This is a genomic window from Arthrobacter halodurans (assembly GCF_041877255.1).
Taxonomy (GTDB): Bacteria; Actinomycetota; Actinomycetes; order Actinomycetales; family Micrococcaceae; genus Arthrobacter_N; species Arthrobacter_N halodurans.
This window is the reverse complement of record NZ_JBHDLJ010000003.1, coordinates 233,347-256,854: the sequence shown is the minus strand read 5'-3', so window position 1 is coordinate 256,854 and position 23,508 is coordinate 233,347. Positions and strand designations below refer to the sequence as shown.

The 23,508-nt window shown below is 71.2% G+C and carries 22 protein-coding genes and 1 tRNA gene; 16 read left to right on the top strand and 7 right to left on the bottom strand.

The window, feature by feature from the left end; genetic code table 11:
• Window positions 1-153: 153 nt before the first annotated feature.
• The 3 genes from ACETWP_RS05685 (at window position 154) to ygfZ (ending at window position 2,795) form a co-directional block, all read left to right on the top strand.
• A complete protein-coding gene (locus tag ACETWP_RS05685) occupies window positions 154-912 on the top strand; it encodes a hypothetical protein (RefSeq protein WP_373971242.1) in 759 nt (252 codons plus the stop codon).
• A gap of 210 nt (window positions 913-1,122) precedes the next feature.
• Window positions 1,123-1,722, top strand: coding sequence for a heme-binding beta-barrel domain-containing protein (locus ACETWP_RS05680; protein WP_373971241.1), 600 nt, complete (start codon window positions 1,123-1,125; stop codon window positions 1,720-1,722).
• Complete coding sequence (ygfZ, locus tag ACETWP_RS05675) at window positions 1,722-2,795, top strand: CAF17-like 4Fe-4S cluster assembly/insertion protein YgfZ (protein WP_373971240.1); 1,074 nt, start codon at window positions 1,722-1,724, stop codon at window positions 2,793-2,795. Before ACETWP_RS05680 ends, ygfZ begins: the two co-directional genes overlap by 1 nt.
• Before the next feature lie 63 nt (window positions 2,796-2,858).
• On the opposite strand, the gene ACETWP_RS05670 is transcribed toward ygfZ, so the two are convergent.
• The 5 genes from ACETWP_RS05670 to ACETWP_RS05650 form a co-directional block, all read right to left on the bottom strand.
• Window positions 2,859-3,584, bottom strand: coding sequence for a GNAT family N-acetyltransferase (locus ACETWP_RS05670; protein ID WP_373971239.1), 726 nt, complete (start codon window positions 3,582-3,584; stop codon window positions 2,859-2,861).
• A gap of 9 nt (window positions 3,585-3,593) precedes the next feature.
• Window positions 3,594-4,622: a 6-phosphofructokinase gene (locus ACETWP_RS05665; protein WP_373971238.1), complete on the bottom strand. Its 1,029-nt coding sequence runs from the start codon at window positions 4,620-4,622 to the stop codon at window positions 3,594-3,596.
• A 287-nt stretch (window positions 4,623-4,909) separates the two neighbouring features.
• A complete protein-coding gene (locus ACETWP_RS05660) occupies window positions 4,910-5,152 on the bottom strand; it encodes a PspC domain-containing protein (protein WP_373971237.1) in 243 nt (80 codons plus the stop codon).
• A 215-nt stretch (window positions 5,153-5,367) separates the two neighbouring features.
• The gene (locus ACETWP_RS05655) at window positions 5,368-5,763 is read right to left on the bottom strand and encodes a hypothetical protein (RefSeq protein ID WP_373971236.1); all 396 of its coding nucleotides are present in this window, start codon (window positions 5,761-5,763) and stop codon (window positions 5,368-5,370) included.
• Window positions 5,760-7,457 (bottom strand): PspC domain-containing protein, encoded by a 1,698-nt coding sequence (locus ACETWP_RS05650; RefSeq protein WP_373971235.1) that lies wholly within the window; start codon window positions 7,455-7,457, stop codon window positions 5,760-5,762. Before ACETWP_RS05650 ends, ACETWP_RS05655 begins: the two co-directional genes overlap by 4 nt.
• A gap of 125 nt (window positions 7,458-7,582) precedes the next feature.
• On the opposite strand from ACETWP_RS05650, the gene ACETWP_RS05645 reads away from it, so the two are divergent.
• From ACETWP_RS05645 to ACETWP_RS05635, 3 genes are all read left to right on the top strand, one after another.
• On the top strand, window positions 7,583-8,863 hold the full coding sequence (locus ACETWP_RS05645; RefSeq protein ID WP_373971234.1) for a PspC domain-containing protein: 1,281 nt from the start codon (window positions 7,583-7,585) through the stop codon (window positions 8,861-8,863).
• Entirely contained in the window at window positions 8,860-9,525 is a 666-nt protein-coding gene (locus tag ACETWP_RS05640) for a LuxR C-terminal-related transcriptional regulator (RefSeq protein ID WP_373971233.1), read from the top strand. Before ACETWP_RS05645 ends, ACETWP_RS05640 begins: the two co-directional genes overlap by 4 nt.
• A 304-nt stretch (window positions 9,526-9,829) precedes the next feature.
• Window positions 9,830-10,705 (top strand): hypothetical protein, encoded by an 876-nt coding sequence (locus ACETWP_RS05635; RefSeq protein WP_373971232.1) that lies wholly within the window; start codon window positions 9,830-9,832, stop codon window positions 10,703-10,705.
• A gap of 111 nt (window positions 10,706-10,816) precedes the next feature.
• Here the strand turns inward: ACETWP_RS05635 and ACETWP_RS05630 are convergent, their stop codons facing one another.
• Window positions 10,817-12,016 carry a pyridoxal phosphate-dependent aminotransferase gene (locus ACETWP_RS05630; RefSeq protein WP_373971231.1) on the bottom strand — a complete coding sequence of 400 codons (1,200 nt, stop codon included), beginning with the start codon at window positions 12,014-12,016 and terminating at the stop codon, window positions 10,817-10,819.
• Window positions 12,017-12,574: 558 nt separating this feature from the next.
• On the opposite strand from ACETWP_RS05630, the gene ACETWP_RS05625 reads away from it, so the two are divergent.
• The 10 genes from ACETWP_RS05625 to ACETWP_RS05580 all read left to right on the top strand — a co-directional run bounded on the left by ACETWP_RS05625 (window position 12,575) and on the right by ACETWP_RS05580 (window position 21,736).
• Window positions 12,575-12,647, top strand: a tRNA-Trp gene (locus tag ACETWP_RS05625).
• 122 nt (window positions 12,648-12,769) lie between these two features.
• Complete coding sequence (secE, locus tag ACETWP_RS05620) at window positions 12,770-13,036, top strand: preprotein translocase subunit SecE (RefSeq protein ID WP_373971230.1); 267 nt, start codon at window positions 12,770-12,772, stop codon at window positions 13,034-13,036.
• Window positions 13,037-13,118: 82 nt separating this feature from the next.
• On the top strand, window positions 13,119-14,024 hold the full coding sequence (gene nusG / locus ACETWP_RS05615) for a transcription termination/antitermination protein NusG (protein WP_373971229.1): 906 nt from the start codon (window positions 13,119-13,121) through the stop codon (window positions 14,022-14,024).
• A 129-nt stretch (window positions 14,025-14,153) separates the two neighbouring features.
• Window positions 14,154-14,588, top strand: a complete 435-nt coding sequence (gene rplK / locus ACETWP_RS05610) for a 50S ribosomal protein L11 (protein WP_373971228.1) — start codon at window positions 14,154-14,156, stop codon at window positions 14,586-14,588.
• Between the two features lie 146 nt (window positions 14,589-14,734).
• Complete coding sequence (rplA, locus tag ACETWP_RS05605) at window positions 14,735-15,442, top strand: 50S ribosomal protein L1 (RefSeq protein WP_373971227.1); 708 nt, start codon at window positions 14,735-14,737, stop codon at window positions 15,440-15,442.
• 280 nt (window positions 15,443-15,722) lie between these two features.
• Window positions 15,723-17,408 carry a glycoside hydrolase family 10-like protein gene (locus ACETWP_RS05600; protein ID WP_373971226.1) on the top strand — a complete coding sequence of 562 codons (1,686 nt, stop codon included), beginning with the start codon at window positions 15,723-15,725 and terminating at the stop codon, window positions 17,406-17,408.
• A 197-nt stretch (window positions 17,409-17,605) separates the two neighbouring features.
• Window positions 17,606-18,712 (top strand): GNAT family N-acetyltransferase, encoded by a 1,107-nt coding sequence (locus tag ACETWP_RS05595; RefSeq protein WP_373971225.1) that lies wholly within the window; start codon window positions 17,606-17,608, stop codon window positions 18,710-18,712.
• Between the two features lie 600 nt (window positions 18,713-19,312).
• Complete coding sequence (rplJ, locus tag ACETWP_RS05590) at window positions 19,313-19,879, top strand: 50S ribosomal protein L10 (protein ID WP_373971224.1); 567 nt, start codon at window positions 19,313-19,315, stop codon at window positions 19,877-19,879.
• A gap of 68 nt (window positions 19,880-19,947) precedes the next feature.
• Complete coding sequence (gene rplL / locus ACETWP_RS05585; RefSeq protein ID WP_373971223.1) at window positions 19,948-20,322, top strand: 50S ribosomal protein L7/L12; 375 nt, start codon at window positions 19,948-19,950, stop codon at window positions 20,320-20,322.
• Window positions 20,323-20,458: 136 nt separating this feature from the next.
• Window positions 20,459-21,736, top strand: coding sequence for an acyltransferase family protein (locus tag ACETWP_RS05580; protein ID WP_373971222.1), 1,278 nt, complete (start codon window positions 20,459-20,461; stop codon window positions 21,734-21,736).
• A 177-nt stretch (window positions 21,737-21,913) separates the two neighbouring features.
• Here ACETWP_RS05580 and ACETWP_RS05575 read toward each other — a convergent pair whose 3' ends face one another.
• Window positions 21,914-23,107, bottom strand: a complete 1,194-nt coding sequence (locus ACETWP_RS05575; protein WP_373971221.1) for an acetyl-CoA C-acetyltransferase — start codon at window positions 23,105-23,107, stop codon at window positions 21,914-21,916.
• Between the last annotated feature and the right edge of the window lie 401 nt (window positions 23,108-23,508).

The following is a 23,508-nucleotide window of genomic DNA, read 5'->3' as shown; positions in this document are numbered from 1 at the left end:
GGGACCGACCTGCCGCGGGTGCGCGGCGCCTCTCCGCCACTGATGCGCGGGTCCCCCGGACGCGGGCGCGCGGCTCCTCGCCGCCGCCCGGTCCGGCCGCCCGATCCGGCCGCGCCGTCGATGGCGCGCAGGGGATAGGGCAGGATGGAGGGTGTGAGGACCAAAACCGTCGCAGCAACCGCCCTGGCCGGCACGGCCGCCGTCGTCGCCGCGAGCTACGCCGGCAACGCGGCCGTCAGCGTCGCGGCCGTGTGGGTGGTCGCGTCGGTCCTCGTGCTCGCGTTCGCCGCGGGCTGGCCCCGCCTCCTGGACCTGCCGGCCCCGGTGCCGCTGTCGCTGGTCATCGGCCTCGCCGGCTGGTCGGCGACGACGCTCGCCGCCCTGGCACCCATGCCGCAGCCCATGATCTGGATGGGGGCGTGCGCCGCCGTCGGTCTGATCCTGGTCTTCCTCACCCAGCTGTTGCGCGGCACGGGACAGCAACTGCGGCTCGAGTCGACGCTGGCCGGGGCGTCGGGCGTGCTGGTCGCGGTCCTGGCCTCCGGCTGGGTGGCCGCCGACCGCATCGAATCCAACGCCGCCAACTCCTCGATGATGCTGGTCTCCGGGCTGAGCCTCGGCGCCGCCGTGCTGGTCGGGACGATCCGCTGGCCCGACCGCATCACGGCGCCGCTCGGGCTCGCCGTGGCCATGCTCGTCGGCGGCCTCGCCAGCTTCGTGGACGCAAACCTCGCGCTGCTGCCGGCCGTCGCCGTCGGGGCCGTCGTGGGCTCCGTCGTCGTGGCGTGCCGGGCGCTGCTTGTCGCCGAGGGCGGTCCCCGGGGCACGACGGCGGCCGTCGCCGCGGGCGTCGCGCCCGTCATCGCGGCCGGCGGGCTGGCCTACTTCGTCGAGCGGATCCTGCTGGCCTGAGCGGCCTCCCGGCGGCTCCGCAACGTTGCGTCGCGCGAACCGGACCACCCGCGCCGCCGGGCTAGTATGGAGCCATGGAAACCAACTACCTGGCTCTCGAAATCTTCTTCCTCAGCCTCCTCGTGGTCGCGGGCCTGGGCATGGCCGGCGTCGCCGCCCTCGTGGTCTCGCGCCTGTTCAAGGGCCAGAAGTAGCCGCAGGCCCGAGCTGATGGCCATCGAAATACCCACCGACCTGACGCCGGAGCTCGTTCCGCTGTCCTGGCTCCTGGGAACCTGGGAGGGCTCCGGCCGTCTCGGGGCGGGGGAGGGCGAGGACCCGCACTTCTGGCAGCGGGTCGAGTTCACCCACAACGGCCTGCCCTACCTGCAGTACCGCGCCGAGAGCTGGCTCACCGACGAGGAGGGCACGCGGCTGCGCCCGCTGTCCGTCGAGTCCGGCTTCTGGTCCCTGGACCGCCCGCTCGTCGAGGCGGACGGCGGGCCGGGCCTGAACCCGGCCGAGATCGTGCCCGCCCTGCGGACCGCGGACGACGTCGAGGAGCTCCGCAACGAGGCGGGCGGATTCAACATCCAGGTCAATATCGTGCACCCGGGCGGGATCAGCGAGCTGTACTACGGCAGCATCAAGGGCCCGCAGATCCAGCTGGCCACCGACCTGGTCATGCGCGGCACCAACTCCAAGCCGTACGCGTCCGCAACGCGCATCTTCGGGCTAGTCCACGGCGACCTGTACTGGCGCTGGGACGTCGCCGCCGACGGCGCCGGGCTCGCGGCGCACGCGTCGGCCGCGCTGAAGAAGGCCGCCTAGTGGCCGTCCCCTCGCCCCTGCTCGGCCGTCCCGGGGCCGTCGCCGGCTCCGGGATGGACTCCGGCGTCGCGGCCCACTACGGCGAGCCGCTCCCGGAGCAGCGCCGGCTCGAACGCGGGCTGGCGGTGGCCGACCTGTCGCACCGCGGCGTCGTCACCGTCACGGGCCCGGACCGCCTGAGCTGGCTGAACACGCTCTCCTCCCAGCTGCTGCTGGGCCTGGCGCCCGGCGCCTCGGGCGAGGCCCTGTTCCTCAGCGTCCAGGGGCGGATCGAGCACGACTGCCGGGTGGTCGACGACGGGACGACGACCTGGCTGATCGTCGAGTCGTTCGAGGCCGCGCCGCTGGCCGCGTGGCTCGACTCCATGCGCTTCATGCTCCGCGTCGAGGTCGCCGACGCCAGCGCCGACTGGTCCGTCGTCGGCTCCTGCGCCGAGGTGCCCGCGCTGGCCGGGCGCACCGCCTGGCGCGATCCCTGGCCCGGGGTCAACGAGGGCGGCTACTCCTACTCGGCCGGTGAGCACCCCGCCGCCGGGCGCGTCTGGTTGGAGTACCTGGTGCCCGCCGCCGAGCTGGAGTCGTCCGTCGAGGGACTGCCCCTGGCCGGGACCATGGCGGTCGAGGCCCTGCGCATCGCCGCGTGGCGTCCGCGCATGGGCGCCGAGACCGACGACAAGACCATCCCCCACGAGCTGGACCTGCTGCGCACGGCCGTGCACCTCACCAAGGGCTGCTACAAGGGGCAGGAGACGGTCGCCCGCGTCCACAACCTCGGCCACCCGCCGCGGCGCCTCGTGTTCCTGGACCTCGACGGCAGCCTCCACACCCTGCCCGAACCGGGCAGCGAGGTGCGGCTGGGGGAGAAGGCGGTCGGCCGCGTCACGTCCTCCGCGCTGCACCACGAGGCGGGGCCGGTGGCGCTGGCGGTCATCAAGCGCAACGTCGATCCCGCGGCGACACTGTCCGTCGTCGACGGGGACGAGCTGTACGCCGCGTCGCAGCAGGTGATCGTCGCGACCGACGCCGGACAGGTCGTCGGGCGGCAGCAGGGCTTCATGCGCGGCCCGCGCTAGCGCACCGGCGGGCTTCCCGGTCCCGCGCGTCGACCGGTCTGCCGGATTCGTTGGCGGCCCGCGCTAGCCGATCCGCGCGCTCGTGAGCGAGCCGCAGAGCACGAAGCCGAGCTCGTCGGCGGTGAGGTGCGCCGCGCGGTGGCTCACCCCGGCCCGCCATTGGGGCACCAGTCCCTGGGAGAGCGCCTCGTCGACTGCCACGGCGGCGATGTACGTCCCCAGGCCGTGGCGCCGCAGCTCCGGGACGGTGATCGCCGCGACGTCCGCGACGAGTCCCTCCCACACGTCGTATCCCGCGCCGGCCAGCGGGGCGTGGCCGTCCTGCGCGAGCAGTGTGAAGGTGTGCTCCCGATCGGAGAGGCGCACCCCGGCCAGGTCGTCGCGCGGACACTCGGCCTCGAGGGCCAGCGCGTGTTCGGCCTCGAGCGAGACGAGGGTCGAGTCCGATTCCGCGACGTCGAGCGGCTCGTCGAGGTAGTAGAGGGCGGACTCCCCGGTTCCGCGGGCGTCCATGGCGCCGTGGTCCCGGATGAGGCGCACCAGCGTCGACTCCTGCGCGAGCGCCTCGTCGTCGTACTCCGCGGCGGCGTCCACGAGCCAGCCGGGGCCCGCGAGGACGGACCCGCCCACCAGCCGCAGGAACCGGACGGTGTCCGCGGCGTCGTCGCGCGCCTCGACGCGGTCGGAGCTTTCGCCAAGCGCCGCGAGGTGCAGCGCGGAGTCCGCCAGCCCCAGGTGGCGCGCCCACGCCAAGGCGATGATGGCACGCGTTCCGGTCTCCAGTTCCATGCAGGAAGACTAGCCGAAGAGGATGGCGGCCTCGTCGTACCGGTGCTGCGGGACGCGCTTGAGGTTGTTCAGCGCCGCCTGGAAGGGGACGCGGTAGATGTTGGTTCCGCGCAGGGCCACCATGTTGCCCCACGCGTGGTCGGAGACGGCGTCGACCGAGGCCATGCCCAGACGGGTCGCGAGGACGCGGTCGTAGGCCGTCGGCACGCCGCCGCGCTGGATGTGGCCCAGCACGGTGGCGCGGCTCTCGATCCCGGTGGCCTCCTCGATCCCGAGCGCGACCCGGTCGCCGATCCCGCCCAGCCGCGGGCGGCCGAAGGAGTCCAGCCCGCGGTCCGAGTAGGCCTCGTCGGTGTCCTGGGGGACCCAGCCCTCGGCGACGACGACCAGCGGGGCCCGGCCGCGCTCGTGGGCCTCGCGCACCCACTGGGCGACCTGCTCCATGGGGACCGACTGCTCCGGCATGAGGATCGCGTGCGCGCCGGCGGCCATCCCGCTGTGCAGGGCGATCCACCCGACGTGGCGGCCCATGACCTCGGCGACCATGCAGCGGTGGTGCGACTCGCCGGTGGTCCGCAGCCGGTCGATGGCCTCGGTGGCGATCTGCACCGCCGTGTCGAAGCCGAACGTGTAGTCCGTCGCGTCGAGGTCGTTGTCGATGGTCTTGGGGACGCCGACGATCTTGAGGCCGGCGTCGGTCAGGCGCTTGGCCGCCGCGAGGGTGCCCTCGCCGCCGACGGCGATGACGGCGTCGATGCCCAGCCGCTCCAGCGTGGCCGTGATGTTCTGCGGGCCGCCCAGCTCCCCCTCGAAGGGGTTGGTGCGGGACGTGCCGATGATGGTGCCGCCCTGCTTCGAGATGCCCCGCACGCGCTGCCGCGGAAGGTCGACGACGTCGCCCTCGACGACGCCGCGCCAGCCGTCCTGGAAGCCCACGAACTCGTGGTCGTAGGTCTTGATGCCGTTGAGCACGGCACCCCGGATCACGGCGTTCAGGCCGGGGCAGTCTCCGCCGCTGGTGAGGATTCCGATGCGCATCAGTGCTCAGCTTTCGTCAGTTGCTCGTTCCCGAAGGAAGTCAGGGATGGGAGCGCGACACTGGGCTCGGCCTCGATGCTAGCAAGCGCGCGATGAGACGGCCACCACACGCGCGTCCCGGGACGGGCCCCGGGAGCACGCCCCGGGAGGGCATTCCGGGGCCTCCTCCGGGCGAAGGAACGCCTGGGCGGCCGGGTGCCCAGGCGTGCCCGGAGTGCCCGGGGAGGCCCTGGCGGGACCCGGTGCGTCCGAGCCGGCCCCAGCGGGACCGGAGGGCCCGGTGGTTCCTAGTGGCGGCCGATGAAGCGCTCGAGGGGGATGGTCCCGTCCTGGAACGGGATCAGCAGCCACAGGACCAGGTACAGGCCGATCCCGATGACGGGCAGCAGGAAGCTCAACAGGATGCCGATGCGCACGAGCGTCACATCCCAGCCGGTCCGGGCGGAGATGCCGCCGGCGATGCCGCCGAAGATCCGCTTCGGGCCGCGACGGAACGGGATGGATCGCAGGGTCGAGTAGAAGTTTTGCATGGGTAGAGCCTTTCACGTTGTGGGTCCCGGGCGTTAGCGGGAGCGGGCGGTGGGAGCGTTCGCGGCGGGGCGGCGGGTGTTTTCGTTGCGGGCCCATCGGCGGCGTGGGTTTCGGGGCGGTGCCGCCGCCGCGTTGGCGGCTGCGTAGGCCGCCCGCGCCGTGGGCCTGTCGTCGGCTTGCTTGTCGACAGCGGTTGCTTCTCCGCCGCGGAGCTTCAGCCGCGGCCGCGCCGGCGCCCCGCGAGCAGGCCGCCGACGACCAGAAGCAGTCCGGCGCCGACGAGGATGGACACCGCAATCACACCGGGGTCAAGGCTGACGCCGTAGAGGATCCCGACGAGGAAGATCAGGCCCAGCCCGACAAGCACCAGGCCGAAGACCAGGGTGCCCATGGGTACGCGCATCGCCGTCGGGTCCGACGTGTCCGTGCCGGACCCGGCCCCCGCCCCGGACGCCTTCGCCGTGGTTGGCGCGGCCGGCGTGTCCGATCGGCGGGGCGCGCCCGGTGCGCCCGCTCCGGTCGTCGGGCCGCCGGCGCCGCTGCCGGCGTCGGGCGCGGTGCCGGCGCTGGTGGCGCCGCCGTCGTTGCGGGGGGTGGTTGACTCGCTCATGGCGCGACCTCCTGGGTGGTGACGTTGACGTTGTTGAAGGCGCCGTTGATGCTGACGGTCAGCGTCGGGCCGGACGCCCCCCGGTTGATGGGGATGCTGTCGCTGGTGCCGATGCCGGAGTGCGTCGTCGAGCCCTCGGGGGTGTCGATGGTCAGCGAATAGAAGGCGCTGTCGGCCTCGATGACCACCGGGATGTTGTCCGGCACCGTCAGGTCCAGGCTGCTGAACACGGTGTTGACCGTGAGGGACGTGTCGGTCGTGATGTCGGTTCCCCAGGGCGTCAGGTCAAGCGACGCTCCGCTGAAGACGTACGTGTACTCGTTGCCCTCGTGCACCGCGATCGGGCCGATCCAGGGTTGCACCTGGGAACGGTTGATGGTGGCGCCGGAGACCAGGATCGTCGGGACGAGCAGCGCGATCGCGAAGCCCGTCAGCGCCCCGCCGCTGTGGCGGCGCGCCGCCGCGCCGACGAGACCTGCGCCGAGCACGGTGAGTGCTGCGGCCATCGCGACGGCCAGCGTGTCGTCCCCCAGATCGATCAGCGCGAACATGTCCGCCAGGACGGTCGCCCCCGCGACGAGGATCGAGATGCCGAGCACGACTGCTACCGCGTAGCCGGGCAGCGGCTCGCTCGTCCGCGCGGGCACGGCGGGGGCCGGCACCGCGCGCGGTGGCTCGTAGCCGGCCTGCGCACCGCGGTTCGGGAAGCCGCGATCCTGGAAGCCGGGATTCCGGAAGTCCGGGTCCGGGTAGCGGGGGGACGAGGCCTGGCCGGGCTTCGACGCGGACGCCGCGGCCGATGCGGTGGACCCCAGCGTGGCCGAGTGTCCGCTGCGCTGGTCGCCCAACGGTGCCGACAATCCGCGTCCATGGGCCGCCAGTGGCAGTGTGGGGTGGTTCCGGGCGATGGGCGCGGTCGCGTCTCCGGAAGTGGACGTGTCCGGGACGGATCCGTGGCTGGCCGCATCCGAGCCGGCTGCCGACGGATCGCCCGGAAAGCCTGGGTCGGTCGCCGTCGTGCCGGCCGTCGTTGCGTCGGTCGCCGTCGTGCCGGCCGTCGTTGCGTCGGTCGCCGTCGTGCCGGCCGTCGTAGCGCCGGCCGCGGCAGCGGGGGCGGGCTGATCGGCGCCGGCCGGTGCGGCTCTGAACTGTTCGGGACCGTACGGTTCGGGACCGGGAGGGGAGTAGCCGCCGGCCTCGGGACGCCGCGGACCGTCGTCGAGGGGGCCGGGACCTCCGGCCGGGTTCTCGAGGCCCCGCTTCCTGCTCTGTGCCACCACCAGCCAGACGATGCCGCCGACCACGACCAGCGTCCAGAACGTGCCGCCCCACCACCCGTCCCACCCCGGGACGAAGAACCACTGACCGAAGGGGCCGGGCCGATCGAAGGTGCCGAGCAGGAAGAAGACGAGGGCACCGGTCATGCCCCCGGACCAGCGGCCACGGCCCGCCTCCTGCGCGTGGATGCGCCCATCCGGTTCGGGCAGGAGCGCCCAGGCCAGGCCGTAGAGGAGAAGCCCGATGCCGGTGAAGACGGCCAGCACCACGACGATGCCGCGGGCGAGAATCGGGTCGATGCCGAAGCGACGGCCCGCGCCCGCCGCGACGCCGCCGATCCAGCGGTCCTCGCTGCGGTGGACGCCGAGCTCGCGGACCCAGCGGAAGAAGGGGCTCTCAACAGGTGCGTTGTTCATGGTCCCCATGATTCCGCCGCGGTGCGGGCGCCGCTATGGGGGTCGACCCTGATCTACCCCCGATCATCTCCGGGGCGGACCCCGGTTCGGGGGTTGCGGACGCCCGAGCATGTTTGGATGGGGGCATGACAGTCCCGCCCGACCGCCCGCCCCTGCTGCGCGGCGGCACGCGCGTCCTCGCCGGGGTCTGCACGGGCCTGGCCGCGCACCTCGGCGTCGACGTGCGCGCCGTGCGGCTGGTCTTTGTCCTGCTGGCGCTGCTCGGCGGCGCCGGCGTCCTGCTCTATGCCTGGCTCTGGATCCTGGTCCCGAACGAGGAGGACGCGGCGCGCGACGCCCTCCGCTCGGCCGCGGGAAAGCCCGCCTCCATCACCCGCAACCTCGAGGCCTGGGCGGAGACGGCCCGTTCGGTGCAGGATCGGCCGCGCCGCGGAGGGCGGGAGATCCTCGCCGGCGCCGGCCTGCTCGTCGTCGGCGGGCTGCTGACCGCCCAACTCGTGGGCGTGGGCATCGCCTGGGGCGTCGTCTGGCCCCTCCTCGTGGTGCTCGCCGGGGCCCTCGTCGCCTGGCTCCAGCTCGATGCCGTACGACGCGAGGGACTGCGCCGTTCCGCCGGGGTGGACCGGGCGGCCGGCGTGGCGCGGCTCGTCGGTGGGCTCGCTCTGGTCGTCGCTGGGCTGGTGTTCCTGGTCTCCGGGGCCGTGACCTGGGAGTCCCTGTGGTCGGGTGCGCTGGTGTCGCTGGCCGTGCTGGCCGGCGTCGTGCTGGTGCTCCTGCCTTGGGGCCTGCGTTTCTGGCGCGACTATGTCTCCGAGCGCTCTTCGCGCGTCCGTGCCGCCGAGCGGGCGGACATCACCGCGCACCTGCACGACTCCGTGCTCCAGACCCTCGCGCTGATCCAGAAGAGCGCCGGCGACGAGGGCCGGGTCCTGCGCCTGGCCCGGGCGCAGGAGCGCGAACTGCGCCAATGGCTGTACCGCGAGACGCCCGTCGCCGAGGGGGACATCTGCGAGGCGGTCCGCGCCGAGGCCGCGCGGTTGGAGGACAGCCACTCCGCCGCCATCGAGGTGGTGTCCGTCGGCCAGCTGACCGGGCTGGCCGGGCACGACGCCCTCCTGCAGGCGGCGCGCGAGGCGATGCTGAACTCCGCGAAGCACGCCGGCGGTACCGTCTCGGTGTACGTGGAGGCCCGCGGCGACGGAGTCGACGTCTTCGTCCGGGATCGGGGCGGTGGCTTCGACGTCGACGCCGTGCCCGAGGATCGGCTGGGCGTGCGCGAGTCGATCCTCGGGCGCATGCGCCGCAACGGGGGAACCGCCGCGATCCGCAGCGGCCCCGAGGGAACGGAAGTCCACCTGACCATGCCCCACCACCGCCCGGAAGACCCCACAAGGAGTGCGCCATGAACGAAGCGAGCGAGCCCGGAGCCATCAACGTGGTCGTCGTCGACGACCACGCCATCTTTCGATCCGGCCTGAAGTCCGACCTGGACTCGCGCCTGCGCGTGGTCGGGGAGGCCGCGACGGTCGAGGAGGCCGTGCGCGCCGTGCACGAGCTGCGGCCCGCCGTCGTGCTGCTCGATGTGCACCTGCCCGGCGGGCGGGGCGGCGGAGGTGCCGAGGTGCTGGCGCAATGCGCCGGGCTGCTCGCGGACGTGCGGTTCCTGGCCCTCAGCGTCTCCGACGCGGCCGAGGACGTGGTCACCGTCATCCGGGCCGGAGCGCGCGGCTACATCACCAAGTCCGCCTCCGGGCGCGAGATCTCCGACGCGGTGTCGCGGGTGGCCGGCGGCGACGCGGTCTTTTCGCCGCGGCTGGCGGGGTTCGTGCTCGACGCCTTCGGCACGCAGGCCGCCGTGAGCGCGGACGAGGAGTTGGACCTGCTCTCCGCCCGGGAGCTGGAGGTCATGCGGCTCATCGCCCGCGGGTACAGCTATAAGGAGGTGGCGAAGGACCTCTTCATCTCCGTGAAGACGGTCGAGAGCCACGTGTCCTCGGTCCTGCGCAAGCTGCAGCTCTCAAACCGCCACGAGCTCACCCGCTGGGCCGTGGACCGCAGGATCCTCTAGCGGGGTTTTCCGGCGGGGCACTCGGGAGGCGTCCGGCCCGCGCCACAGGGGTCCGTTCCAGCCCGACCCGTGGCTGGTGTGTCCGGCCCGCGCCGCAGGGGGCCGTTCCGCCGTGGGATGTCGCCGGTTCCGTCCACCCAGCGCCACATGGTCCCGTTCCACGCCTGTGGGGACGTGGTGGGACCGCGCCAGTCCGGGTTGCGGGTTACCCCGCACAGGTTTCCGGGGAGGCGATGTGGCGCCGGCTGTCCACAAACCGGGTCAGCCCAGCCCAGCCGCGTGCCCTCCTGGGCAGGGTGGACACATGGACGCGGAGGAGGCGCTCGCCGACGTGGGCGGACTGGCGCGGTGGAAGGCCCTGGCGGGATCGGGGGTGCAGCCCCGGCAGCTGCGTGCGGCGGTCGCGGCCGGGACGGTGGTCCGCCCGAGCTACGGCCTCTACGCCATGCCGGGCATCGCCCCGGAACTCGTCGCGGCGCTGAGCCTCGGCTCTTCGCTCGGCTGCGTCAGTGCCGCCCGGTTCCACGGGCTCTGGGTGCACAACCGGCAGGGGCTGCACCTGAGCTCCCCGCGTGGTGTGCGCGCGCCGTCGAACGGCCGCGTTCACCGGCTGCGCCAGTCCCATGGACCCGTCGTCCCGCTGAGGGTCTGCCTGCGTCAGGTCCTGGCGTGCCTGCCGGATCGCGAGGCTCTGGTGGTCGCCGAATCCGCGGTGGTCAAGGGGCTTGTCACCCTCGATGACCTGAAGGACCTCAGTGCGGGCCGCGGATCGCTTCGGGCAGCGGCGGTGATCGAGCGTATCGATGCCGGTGCGGAGTCCGTCCCCGAGACCCTGGCACGGGATGTCCTGCGGGCCGCCGGCTACGCGGTGGTATGCCAGCGGCGGATTCGCGGGGTCGGGCGCGTGGACCTGGAGGTGGACGGCTCCCTACTGATCGAGATCGATGGCCGAACCTACCACTCCGACGAGCGATCCTTCGCCGAGGACCGCAGGCGCTGGAACGAGCTCACGATCCAGGGCCGAGACGTCCTGGTGCTGCCCGCGAAGCCCATCCTCGTGCGCCCCGAGTCCGTCCTGGAGCCCGTGGAACGGTACTTTCTGGGTCGGGCAAGTTCAGCGGGCGCCACATGGGGCAGCACGCCGCGCTGGGTCCGCGGCGGCACCGTGGACGCACGTTAGATCCGCGCTGTCTTCTTATCCCTGCCCGCCGGGAGCGGCCCGATGTGGCGCGGGGAGTCGCGCAACGCGGCTCCCGCCACCGCGGGACGGCGTGTGGCGGGAACCGTTCGGCTACTTCGCTCGGCCAAGCAGATCCTGGATCCGGCCGACGCCCTCCGCCAGGTCGGCATCGCCGAGGGCGTAGGAGAGGCGCAGGTAGCCGGAGGGCCCGAAGGCCTCGCCCGGGACGACGGCAACCTCCGCCTTCTCCAGGATCAGCGCGGCGAGCTCGGCGGACGTCGAGGGCCGCACGCCGTCGATCTCGCGGCCGAGGATGCCGCGGACGTCGGGGTAGACGTAGAAGGCGCCCTGCGGCACCGGGCATTCGATCCCCTCGATGGAACCCAGTGCCGAGACCATCGCGCGGCGGCGGCGGTCGAACGCGGTGTGCATTTCCCTGACGGCGTCCAATGGTCCGGACACGGCGGCCAGTGCGGCCATCTGGGAGACGTTCGCGACGTTGGACGTGCTGTGGGACTGCAGGTTGGTCGCGGCCTTGATGACGTCGGCGGGGCCGGCCATCCATCCCACACGCCAGCCCGTCATGGCATAGGTCTTGGCCACGCCGTTGAGGACCACCACGCGGTCGCCCAACTCTGGCGCGGCCGTGGCGATCGAGGTGAACGGGACGCCGTCGTAGGTGAGGTGCTCGTAGATCTCGTCGGTGACGACCCACAGGCCCTTCTCCGCGGCCCAGCGGCCGATCTCGGCGACGGCCTCCGGCGCGTAGACGGCGCCGGTCGGGTTGGAGGGCGACACGAAGAGCAGGACCTTGGTCCGCTCGGTCATCGCGGCCTCGAGCTGCTCGACCGTCACCAGGTAGCCCTGCTCGGGGCCCGCGAAGACCTCCACCGGCACGCCCCCGGCCAACCGGATGGATTCCGGGTAGGTCGTCCAGTACGGCGTGGGGAGCAACACCTCGTCGCCGGGATCCAACAGCGTGGCGAAGGTGTTGTAGACGGCCTGCTTGCCGCCGTTCGTGACCAGCACCTGCGAGGCGTCGATCGCATAGCCGGAGTCGCGCATCGTCTTCGCTGCGATCGCCGACTTCAATTCGGGCAGGCCCGCCGCGGGGGAGTAGCGGTGGAAGCGGGGGTCGTGGGCCGCCTTCACTGCGGCCTCGATGATGTAGTCGGGGGTCGGGAAGTCCGGCTCGCCGGCCCCGAAGCCGATCACGGGCCGTCCCGCGGCCTTGAGCGCCTTGGCCTTGGCGTCGACGGCGAGCGTGGCGGATTCTGCGATGGATCCGATGCGTCGGGAGATGCGTGGCATGGTCTCGCTTCCTGGGTCGGCGGGGAACGTGTCCTGACGATCCCACCTTATCGACATGGCCACGACGGATCACGTTTTGTGGCGCGGGGCCTACGGCCGGCCGGGGCGGCGGCTGAAGGCGGCGCGGGGTGGCGATTGCGGGACTGCTCCCGGGCCGCAAGCCCCCCCGCATGGGGCCCTCGCCGGTCGGGAATCCGGGTCACGCGGCGAGACGGTCGTCGTGCCGAGTGACGGGAGATTCCCGGCGCCCGCCTGGGGGCACGAGCCGGGCGCCATCCTGGACGGGAACCGGGCGGGCGCCCATCTGTCGCGCACCGGGCTCCCGCCTGGACGGGAACCGGGGGATCCCACTTGGACGGGAACCGGGCGGGCTTCCACCGAACGGGGATCGCGCGGGCGCCGCGTGGATGCCGCGTGGATTCTTCCCCGCGGCGCGCCGGTGGCGTTCGGTTCGACTTGTGTGGATCGATTGCGTAGACTCTTTCTTCGGTGTTGGAATACACCCTGATGAAGCGCGCTTGCCCGCAAGCCGCGGATTCCGGGGGATCCCGATCCCGAAGGGTAGTGGCGCAATTGGTAGCGCAGCGGTCTCCAAAACCGCAGGTTGCAGGTTCGAGTCCTGTCTGCCCTGCGCAGTGGCAATCCACGCATACGGCGTGGCGTGCTCGGCGAAATCACGTCACGGTATGTCGCGGCCGCAGGGTTGCGGTATGCCGTGATTTTTCCCTATGGAAGAACGCGAAACGAGGCACAGTGACCGAAACGGCTGCGAGCAGCTCGCAGGGAACGCCGCGGGGCGACACGCCCGCCAAGGCCGGCATGTTCGCCCGGCTGGCCTTGTTTCTGCGGCAGGTGATCGCCGAGCTCAAGAAGGTCGTCACCCCGACCCGGCGCGAACTGGTCAACTACACGTTGATGGTCCTCGGGTTCGTGGTGCTGGTGATGCTGATCGTCAGCGCGCTGGACTTCGTCTTCGGCAACGCCTCCCTCTTCGTCTTCACGGACAAGCCGGAGCAGTAGGCCCGAGTCCTCGGGTTCGCCCCGTCGTCCGGATCGCCATCTCACAGTTCTGGTGTACCAGTCTAAGAAAGCAGGAACCGTAGTGTCCGAGAAGGAACTCGAAGCGCAGTTCAGCGACGACGTCGTTGAGCGGGCACCCGAGGCCGACGCCGTGGAGGCGCCGGCCGATTCCGTCGTTTCCGAGGACGCCGAGGTCGCCGACGCGGACTCCGACGCCACGGACACGGAGGGCGACGACGAGGCCGAGGCAGTCGACGCCGAGGCGGCCGCCCCCGAGCAGTCCGAGGAGTCCGGCGACGCCGAGGCCGCATCAGAGAACGACGCCGACGCCGAAGCTGCGGACGACGCCGAAGAGGCGGAGGACGCCGACGCCGAGCCCGCCGTCGACCCGCTCGAGGAATTCCGCACCAAGCTCCGCCGCCAGCCCGGCGACTGGTACGTCATCCACTCCTACGCCGGCTACGAGAACCGCGTGAAGGTGAACCTGGAGACCCGCATCCAGACCCTCGGCATGGAGGATTTCATCTACGAGATCCAGGTGCCGATGGAAGAGGTCGTGGAGATCAAGAACACCACGCGGAAGATCGTCCGCCGCGTGCGCATCCCCGGCTACGTGCTGGTCCGCATGGAGCTCACCGACGCCTCCTGGGGCGCCGTGCGCCACACCCCCGGCGTCACCGGGTTCGTCGGCAACGCCCACGATCCCGTGCCGCTGAGCCTGGACGAGGTCTACTCCATGCTGGAGCACACCGTGGTCACCGAGGCGCCGTCCGAGTCGGGCAAGCCGGGCCGCGCACCGATCACGCAGGTCAACGTCGACTTCGCCGTCGGCGAGTCGGTCACCGTCAACGACGGCCCGTTCGAGACGCTGCCCGCGACGATCAGCGAGATCAAGCTCGACTCGCAGCAGCTGGTGGTTCTCGTCTCGATCTTCGAGCGCGAGACCCCGGTGACCCTGTCCTTCAACCAGGTCACCAAAATCCAGTAGCGACACATTCTTCGCCCCGGGGCGGCCGCTTTACCGGCCCGGGACGACCCGGCCGCCGCGCCACGGCGGTCAACCCCCCGAAGCACGCTCCTGTGCGGCGGGGAACCGCAATCAGAAGAAGGACCCGAAATGGCCCCGAAGAAGAAAAAGGTCACCGGCCTCATCAAGCTGCAGATCCAGGCAGGCGCCGCCAACCCGGCCCCGCCGATCGGTCCCGCGCTTGGTCAGCACGGTGTCAACATCATGGAGTTCTGCAAGGCGTACAACGCGGCCACCGAGGCGCAGCGCGGCAACGTCATCCCCGTGGAAATCACCGTCTACGAGGACCGCTCCTTCACGTTCATCACCAAGACCCCGCCGGCCGCCGAGCTCATCAAGAAGGCCGCAGGCGTCGCCAAGGGTTCCGCCACCCCGCACACCGACAAGGTTGCGAAGCTGACCCAGGCGCAGGTGGAAGAGATCGCGTCGACCAAGATGGAAGACCTCAACGCCAACGACATCAAGGCCGCGGCCAAGATCATCGCCGGCACCGCCCGCTCGATGGGCATCACCGTCGAGGGCTAGGTCCCCCACCGCCTCCCCGGAGGCACCCCCCCCAACAAACCAAGGAACGACGGCGAAACGCACCTTCCAGTGCGCGCCACCGCCGTCGCAGTGGCAGGGTCGAGCGCGACCCATACAGACCACGACTGCATAAGGAGAACAAGCAGATGGCAAAGCGCAGCAAAGCATACGAGGCCGCCGCGGCCAAGATCGAAGCCGACAAGCAGTACGCCCCGGTCGAGGCAATCGCCCTGGCCAAGGAGACCGGCTCGCCGAACACCGACTCCACCGTCGAGGTCGCCTTCCGCCTGGGCGTCGACCCGCGCAAGGCCGACCAGATGGTCCGCGGCACGGTCAACCTGCCGAACGGCACGGGCAAGACCGCCCGCGTCGTGGTCTTCGCGAACGGCGATAAGGCCGAGGCCGCCATCGCGGCCGGCGCCGATTTCGTCGGCTCCGACGACCTGATCGAAAAGATCTCCGGCGGCTGGACCGACTTCGACGCCGCGGTGGCGACCCCGGACCTGATGGGCAAGGTCGGCCGTTTGGGCAAGATCCTCGGCCCGCGCAACCTGATGCCGAACCCGAAGGTCGGCACGGTGACCATGGACGTCGCCAAGGCCGTCAACGACATCAAGGGCGGCAAGATCGACTTCCGCGTCGACAAGCACTCCAACCTGCACTTCATCATCGGCAAGACCTCCTTCGACCAGAAGAAGCTCGCCGAGAACTACGCCGCCGCGCTGGAAGAGGTGCTTCGCCTGAAGCCGTCCTCCTCCAAGGGCCGCTACATCCAGAAGGCGACCATCGCGACGACCTTCGGCCCGGGCATCCAGGTCGACCCCAACGTCACGAAGGTCCTGATCGAGGACTAGTCCTCGGGATGAACCGCTGAGGGCCCGACCGGCAGACGCCGGTCGGGCCCTCGGCGTTTAAGCACCGTCGTCGATCCGGGCGCCGGTCCGTTGGCGGACCCGGACGGCTCCGTGACCCGGTCGACTGCGGACCCGGCTCCCCGCGTCGGTGGAGCGGCCCGCAAGGTGCGCCGAATCGTGACCGCCGGAGCCTTCTCGAGCGCGCGGCCCGGGCGTACGGTGATCGCACGATGTCCCCGGGGCGCGTCAGCCCCGGGCGCGATCCGGGGGAGGCCCCACCATGCAGGACCAGCCCATTCATGTCTCGGGGGCTCGGGCGCCGACGCGCAGGGCCCTGCTGGCCACGGCGGTGACGGCGGCGGCGGGCCTCGCGCTGGGAACGTCCGCCGCGGGCGGGGCCCGCCCCGCGTCGGCGGCCGCGGGGCCGCGCACGGCGCTTCCCGCCGCGGTGGTGACGAACAAGGTCTACACCGTGTCCACGCGCAACACGTCGGCTTCCAGCACCTACCCCAGGACCGAGTTCCGGGGGTTGTGGACGGCCAGCGTCCTCAACATCGACTGGCCCTCGCGGACCGGCCTCAGCGCCGCGGCCCAGCAGACGGAACTGCGGTCCATCCTGAACCTGGCCGTCTCCCGGAACCTCAACGCCGTGTTCCTGCAGGTCCGGCCCGCCGCGGACCGCATGTGGTCGTCGACCCTCGGGGAGCCGTGGTCCCGCTACCTGACCGGAACCCAGGGGGCGAATCCGGGCTACGACCCCCTTGCCTACGCGGTGGAGCAGGCGCACAGCCGTGGCCTGGCCCTGCACGCGTGGGTCAACCCGTTCCGCGTCTCCATGGACGCGGACCTGACCTCGCTCGTGGCCAGCCACCCGGCGCGGCTGAACCCGTCGTGGAGCTTCGCCTACGGGGGACGGCGCTACTACAACCCCGGGATCCCCGCCGTCCGCGCCTTCGTCCGCGCTGTCGTCGTGGACCTGGTGCGCCGGTACGACGTCGATGGCGTCCACTTCGACGACTACTTCTACCCGTACCCCGTCGCCGGCCAGGCACTGCCGGACGCGGCGACATTCGCCGCCTACGGCGGCGGCTACACGTCGATCGCGAACTGGCGCCGGAACAACATCAACGTGTTCGTCCGCGACACCTACGCCGCCATCAAGGCCACCCGGCGCCGGGCGGCCTTCGGGATCAGCCCGTTCGGCATCTGGCTCAACTCGACCTCCTCGGCGCTCGGCTCCGCGACCAGCGGGCTCGAGAGCTATTCGGCGCTCTACGCCGACAGCAGGAAGTGGGTCAAAGAGGGGTGGGTGGACTACATCCTGCCGCAGCTGTACTGGTACCAGGGCTATCCGCCGGCCAACTACGACGTGCTGGTGGCGTGGTGGGCCCGGCAGGTGGCCGGCACCCGGGTCAAGCTCTACACGGGGGAGGCCGCCTACCGGGTCGGCGACCCCGCCCAGCCCGCCTGGCAGGATCCCAACGAACTGCGCGACCACATCACCAAGGGCCGCTCCGTGCCCGGGGTCGTCGGACAGGCTTTCTACAACACGACGGCATTCCGCGCGAACCCGCTCAACGCGATCGGCATCCTCGCGGCCCGCCACTACGCGCGCCCGGCCCTGCCGGTTCCCCTGCCGCACCTCGTGTCGGCGCGGCCGTGGACACCACTGATCCGCTCGGTGTCCTGGTACGGCTCGGGCATTTTGCTGACCTGGGAGTCGAAGAGCGGGGCGGAGCCCCCCACTCACATCGCCATCTGGCGGTGGGAATCCAGCGGGGCGGCCGTGCCGAACATCCAGTCCACCGCCACCTATCTGCGCGCGGTGCGCCGCAGGACCGGCCTGACCCAGTCCTGGCGCGACACCGGCGTCGTGCGCGGCCGCACCTACTGGTACCTGATCCAGTCGGTCAGCCAGACCGGCATCGATTCCGGAAGCGCGACGTGCGTCTTTATCCGGGCCTGAGATGGCGGGTTCGGGACCGCGGCGCGGCGCTGCCCGGCGCGAGAGTCCCGGGCCAGGCTCGTCGGCGCGAGGCTCCGGACCCGGGGTTGATTCCCGGGTGGTGCGGGGGCCTTGCGGCGCCGCGGCTGTGCGCCTAGGCTATCGATTGGCAAAAACCAATCACTCGCGCCGGCCGGCGTGGCAGCAAGGGGACCCCCGTGACCGACATTTCCATCCACAGCCTCCCGCTACCCGCCGGGCTGGACGAGCCGGGGGGACGGGACTTCGCGGCCGCCGCCGAACTGGAGGACGCAGCCTGGGCCGAGCTGCTGGGTCACGGGGACTTCTGCGAGGGCCCGGGCCGGCGGCTGGCCCGGGAGCAGCCGAGCGACTACAGCACCAGCCTGCGGCTTGTGGCGCGGGACACGGGTACCGGCGGGACGATCGTGGGGACGGCGTCGCTGTGGCTGCCGATGGCCGAGAACACCGATATGGCCGTCGTCCACGTCGCGGTCGCGCCGGGGCACCGCCGCCGGGGCATCGGATCCGGCCTCTTCGCCGCGGCGGAGCGTGAGTCCGCGTCCCGCGGCCGGACAAAGCTCAACTCCTGGGTCAACTACCCGGAGGCGCCGCTGTCCGGGATCGACGGTGCGTTGGCGCCCGCCGAGGGCGACGGGGGAGTGTCCGCGGACGCGCCGGCCACGCGGTTCGCGGTGGGGCTGGGCATGGAGCTCAAGCAGGTGGAACGCGTGAGCCGGCTCGAGGTCGCCGGGGCCGGGGCCGTCATGGCGCGGCTCGAGGCGGAGGCGCGTTCCGCCGCCGCGGAGGACTACGACGTCGTCGGCTGGGTGGGTCCCGTGCCGGACGAGGCCGTGGAGGACTACTGCCGCATGATCGAGCGCATGGACACCGATCCGCCCATGGGTGGACTGGAGTGGGAGCAGTCGGTGTGGGACGAGGCGAGGCTGCGCGTCGCCGAGGACCGCGAGGCGCGGCGTGGTTCCTTCAGCGTCCACACCTGCGCGGTCCATCGCCGCACGGGGGAACTCGTGGCGTTCTCCGTGCTGGAGGTGGTGCGCGACCTGCCCGAGGTGGCGTTCCAGGAGGACACGCTGGTGATGGAGGAGCACCGAGGGCACCGTTTGGGGCTGCTGGTGAAGACCGCGAACTACCGCCGGCTCCTGGGCGCGTGGCCGGACGTGCAGCGCATCTACACGTGGAACGCCGAGGAGAATCAGCACATGCTCGGGATCAATGTGGACATGGGATTCCGCCCCGTCCACGCCGAGGGCGCCTGGGAAAAGAAATTGGATATTAAGGGCTGATAACTGTTTGACGGACTAGCGTGATGTCCTGCTAACCTTGGTCTACCGACACGATCCTGTGTCGGGTGGCGCGGTAACGCGTCCCTCGCGTCGGACCGGTTCCCCAAGCTATCCGATGCGTTGTAGTCACGGTGCGTTCCCCCAAGCCGCACCGTGGCGTTCCGAGACCGGGTCGCTCCCGCCGTCCCCCAAGAGGCGCGGAGCGGCCCGGTTCTCACTTTAAGCACCGTTCCCCGGCGCCGCGCATCCCGTCCCGCCGCGCATGCTGAGCGCCTCGCCCCGCCATGCCTCCCGGGCGTCGATCCCGCCCCGCCGGGGACCGCTCTTCCCGCCGATTAGGCGCCGCGGACGCGCGCCGCTATGCTGGAACTACCAAAGACCGTCGGTCGATGTGCTTTTCCGCGCTTGCGCGGGAAAACCATCCGAAAGTCCCTCACAAAGGGCGGCCCACGCAGGTGAACGAACTTGACCCAGCGCCCCGGAATCCGGTGCGTCGGGTGGAGCCCCGTGCATCTGCACGGGGCGTTTTTTGTGTGTAGGCCACTCCAGGCCTCGGGGACCGGGATACCGGCGAACGAACCAATCCCCGGAAGGAGGGTTATGGCAACGCCGACTAAGATTTCCGCAGTCGAGGAGATCACCGCCGACTTCAAGGAGTCGTCCGCCGCTGTCCTGACCGAATACCGTGGGCTTACGGTTGCACAGCTCAAGGAGTTGCGCCGCTCGCTTGGTCAGGAGACCAAGTACGCGGTTGTGAAGAACACCCTGACGGGCATCGCTGCAAAGGAAGCGGGCATCGACGCGTTCGATGGCCAGCTTGCCGGCCCGACCGCTATCGCCTTCATCAAGGGCGATGCGATTGCCGCTGCCAAGAGCCTCACGGATTTCGCCAAGGCGAACAACCAGCTGGTCATCAAGACCGGCTACTTCGAAGGTAAGGCCATGGACGCCAGCGAGGTGGCCGCGTTGGCCGCGCTGGAGTCCCGCGAGTTCCAGCTGGCCCGCGTGGCCGGCATCCTCAAGGCCCCCGCCGCCGCCGCCGCGCGCACCATCGATGCGCTGCGTCTCAAGCTCGAAGAAGGTGGCGCAGCCCCGGCCTCGGCCGATGCTCCTGCCGCTGAGGCCGAGGAAGCACCCGCTGCCGAAGCTGCCACCGAAGAGGCCTAAGGGCCTTTTCACCCCACCAAAAACTCGCGTCGTCGAAGTACGCCGCCCCAGGGAAAGGACGCCACACCATGGCGAAGCTCACCACTGAAGAGCTCCTTGAAGCTTTCAAGGAAATGACCATCATCGAGCTCTCCGAGTTCGTGAAGACCTTCGAGGAGACCTTCGAGGTCACCGCCGCCGCCGTCGCCGTTGCAGGCCCGGCCGGTGGCGCAGAGGCCGCCGAGGAGGAGAAGACGGAATTCGACGTCATCCTCGAGTCGGCTGGCGACAAGAAGATCGCCGTCATCAAGGAGGTCCGCGCGCTGACCTCGCTGGGTCTGAAGGAAGCCAAGGACGTTGTCGACAGCGCTCCGAAGGCCGTCCTCGAGGGCGCCACGAAGGAAGCCGCAGAGAAGGCCAAGGAGGCCCTCGAGGCCGCCGGCGCCACGGTCACGCTCAAGTAGCGTTCCGCTCTTTCACGCAGAGCCCCGTCCACCCTTGGGTGGGCGGGGCTCTGCGTTTTCGGCGCGACTGGCCGCTTACGCTAGAATGATAACGAATGCGTAACGTACCCAGCCGCTCCAAGGGAGGGCGCCGCCCATGACAGCCACCCTCGATATCGTGCGTCCCGCGCCACAAAGCGGCGCCACGCAGCCCGCCCACGACGACGCCGCGAGTCCCGCCGCCCGCGGGGGACAGCCCACGGAGGCGCGGACCAAGCGCGCGCCGCGGCTGGCGTTGCTCGACGGCGTGCGGCTCCTGGCCGCCCTCGCCGTCCTGCTCTACCACTACACCGCGTGGCACCATGGCCATTGGGGCGTGGAGCCTGCGCGCGATGCGTGGCCGGTGCTGTCCAAGTTCTCGGTGTTCGGCAACATGGGCGTGCAGCTGTTCTTCGTGATCAGCGGCTTCGTCATCCTGCTCTCCAGCTATGGCAAGCGGCCCGCGCAGTTCATCGGGTCGCGGATCGGCCGGCTGTTCCCCGCCTACTGGGTCGCCGTGCTGCTCACGGGAACGCTGGTCTTCCTGATCTGGCCGGTGATGGGAAGCCACCTGAGCCTCTGGGACTGGGCCGTGAACCTCACCATGCTGCAGGGCGGCACCGGCAACCCGCATATCGACGGCGTCTATTGGACCCTGTGGGCCGAGTTGCGTTTCTACGGGCTCGTGCTGCTGCTGATGTTCCTCGGCTGGCAGACCCCCGGCCGCCTTTTGGCGTTCGCCGCCGTCTGGCCGGTGGCCGCGCTGGCTGCGCCCCTGCTTCCGGGCAACTTCTTCTCCCAGGCGCTGATGCCCGAGTATGCCCCGCTCTTCGCGGGCGGCATGGCGCTGTTCCTCCTCTACCGGTTCGGCCACACCCCGCTGCGCTGGGCCGTCCTCGCGCTGAACGTGGTTCTCTCGGCCCACCACACGGGCGCCAGCGCGAGCCGCGAGGCGATGGAGTTGGTCGGCTACTCGGTGCCCGCGCAGACGTACTGGGCCATCGTCGTCGGAATCTTCGCGGCCGTCGCCCTGCTGGCGCTGACGCCGCTGCGGCGGGTCAGCCTGCCGGGCATGGCCCTCGCCGGCGCGCTGACCTACCCCGTCTACCTGCTCCACCAGGTGTGGGGCTGGTGGCTGATCGAAAACCTCAGTCCGTGGCTTCCGCGTCCCCTGGTGCTGGCGCTGACCATTGGCATCGTGTGCGCCGCGGCTTACCTGGTGCACCGCACCGTCGAGAAGCGCTTCGGGCGCGGCCTGGGGTCGTTCGCCACGCGGGTCGCCGATCTGGTCGCGTCCGGCCGCGAGCCCGCGCGTCGCTTCGCCCTCCGCGTCGCGCCCGCCCCGGCGCGCCGGCTGATGCCCGACACCGTCGGCGGCATCACCCGCGGTCGCTAGCGGAAGATTCGGTGATCCCGCGGGTTTCCGCGGTTGCTCGCCGGTCCACAGGGCAGCGGTAGCCGCCGCCGGGCAAGCCTCCGCGTGCGGGCACCGCCGGGCGGGCCTCCGGCCCCGGCCTTCCCGGGCTGGCTGCAGGCTGCGGCCCTCCCGGCCGTCCCGGGCGGGCCGCCGGCGCTAGGCCTCCCGGGAGAGCAGCAGCGCCTCGCCCTGGCCGCCGCCCCCGCACAGGCTCACGGCAGCCCGGCCGCCGCCGCGGCGCTTGAGCTCCAGCGCGGCGTGCAGCGCGAGCCGGGCGCCGGACGCGCCGATCGGGTGGCCCAGCGCGATCGCGCCACCGTGGATGTTCGTCTTCTCCAGCGGGTAGTCAAGGTCCTTGAGCGACTGGCAGGCGACGGCGCCGAACGCCTCGTTGATCTCCACGAGGTCAAGATCCGCCGCCTCCCACCCGGCCTTGCCCAGCGCCGCAGTGATGGCGTGCGAGGGCTGGGAGTGCAGGGAGTTGTCGGGTCCGGCCACCTGCCCGGCCTCGCCGATCACGGCGAGGACCTCGAGTCCGTGCTGGTCGGCGTACGCGCGCGATGCGACCACCAGGGCGGCGGCGCCGTCCGAGAGCGGCGAGGAGTTGCCCGCGGTGATGGTGCCGTCGGCGGCGAACGCCGGCCGTAGCCCCGCGAGGCTATCGGTCGTGGTGTCGGGGCGGACGCCCTCGTCCTCGCTCACGATCACCGGATCGCCCTTGCGCTGCGGGATCTCCACCGGGACGATCTCCTCGGCGAGGATGCCGTCCCGCTGCGCCGAGGCGGCGCGCTGGTGCGACGCGGCGGCGACCTCGTCCTGCGGAGCCCGCTCGATCCCGAGCACGGTGTTCTTGGCCTCGGTGCTCACGCCCATCGAGTTGCCGTCGAAGGCATCCGTGAGGCCGTCGTGAGCCACGGAGTCGACGGCGCTGATGTTGCCGTAGGTCCAGCCCTGCCGGCTTCCCGGCAGGAGGTGCGGTGCGTTCGTCATGGACTCCTGGCCGCCGGCGACGACGACGTCGGCCTCGCCGAGGCGGATGAGCCGGGCCGCGTCCGTGATGGCGGCCAAGCCGGACAGGCAGACCTTGTTGATCGTGACGGTCGGGACGTCCCAGCCGATTCCGGCGCCGATGGCCGACTGCCGCGCCGGGTTCTGCCCGCAGCCGGCCTGCACGACCTGCCCCATGATGACCGCCTGCACGTCGCCCGCGGCGACCCCGGCGCGCTCCAACGCCCCGGTGATGGCGGCGGATCCCAGTTGGACCGCCGTCTGCGAGGCCAGGCGGCCCTTGAGGCGGGTGAACGGGGTGCGGGCTCCGCCGATGATGACTGCGTCGCGGGGTGAGGGCATGGGGTGGGCTCCTTCGGTGGGACTGCGGGTCCTTGCCAGATTAGCGTGATCCACGACACGCGCCACAATCTCCCCGGACCGCCGCGACGACCGATCCCGTCGGCACCCGCGGCGCGGCCGGGGCAGAGCCCCGCCCGACGGTGGAATGACAAGCGGATGCGAAAATTCTTGTCACATCTCGCGTGTAGGTACTTCTCTATCTCCTGTGACCATGGTTACACTTCAGTCACGGCCAGCGGTTGGGGAACCGCTACCGGACTTCATTGGGGAACTTGGGGGAGGGGTCGGGATCAATGGGATCTCGGATCTATCGGTCAGTGCACGGTCGGTATACGGTTCGCCGCTGTCTCGGGGGAGAGACGAGCCGGATGGCCAATGCGCATGACAACTCAGCGACAACC